The organism is Burkholderia diffusa (assembly GCF_902499115.1).
In the GTDB taxonomy this organism is placed as follows: domain Bacteria; phylum Pseudomonadota; class Gammaproteobacteria; order Burkholderiales; family Burkholderiaceae; genus Burkholderia; species Burkholderia diffusa.
The window spans coordinates 1-861 of sequence record NZ_CABVPN010000080.1 but is presented as its reverse complement, the minus strand read 5'-3'; the positions used below and the strand labels follow the sequence as shown (position 1 = coordinate 861).

2 protein-coding genes are annotated in these 861 nt (G+C 63.0%); both read left to right on the top strand.

The window, feature by feature from the left end; all coding sequences use genetic code 11:
- A partial coding sequence (locus tag BTE28158_RS32290) for a hypothetical protein (RefSeq protein ID WP_174920300.1) occupies positions 1-144 on the top strand: 144 nt, incomplete at its 5' end.
- A gap of 21 nt (positions 145-165) precedes the next feature.
- Positions 166-861 (top strand): succinate dehydrogenase iron-sulfur subunit (locus BTE28158_RS32285; protein WP_148093069.1); only part of this gene is annotated, 696 nt, incomplete at its 3' end.

Here is an 861-nt window from a genome sequence, read left to right as displayed (position 1 = left end):
CACAGCGATTACGAACACCGCGACGACGACAACTGGCTGCGCCACACGCTGTGGTACAGCGAAGGCGATCGCCTCGACTACAAGCCGGTTCAAATGAAGCCGCTGACGGTCGACTCCGTGCCGCCGAAGCCGCGCACGTTCTAAGCCGAGTCAAAGGAATCCGAAATGGCAAAACGCATTTTTGAAGTCTACCGCTACGATCCGGACAAGGACGCGGCGCCGCGCATGCAGACGTACGAGCTCGAGATCCAGCATGAGCGCATGCTGCTCGACGCACTGGTCAAGCTGAAGGCCGTGGACGAGACGCTGTCGTTCCGCCGCTCGTGCCGCGAAGGCGTGTGCGGCTCCGACGCGATGAACATCAACGGCAAGAACGGTCTGGCGTGCCTGACGAACCTGAACGACCTGCCGCAGAAGATCGTGCTGCGTCCGCTGCCGGGCCTGCCCGTCGTGCGCGACCTGATCGTCGACATGACGCACTTCTTCAACCAGTATCACTCGATCAAGCCGTACCTGATCAACGACGCGCCGCCGCCGGAGAAGGAACGCCTCCAGTCGCCGGAAGAGCGCGACGAGCTTGACGGCGTGTACGAGTGCATTCTGTGCGCGAGCTGCTCGACGTCGTGCCCGAGCTTCTGGTGGAACCCGGACAAGTTCGTCGGCCCGGCCGGCCTGCTGCAGGCGTACCGCTTCATCGCGGATAGCCGCGACACGGCCACCGGCGAGCGCCTCGACAACCTGGAAGACCCGTACCGTCTGTTCCGTTGCCACACGATCATGAACTGCGTCGACGTTTGCCCGAAGGGCCTGAACCCGACGAAGGCGATCGGCAAGATCAAGGAACTGATGGTTCGTCGCGCG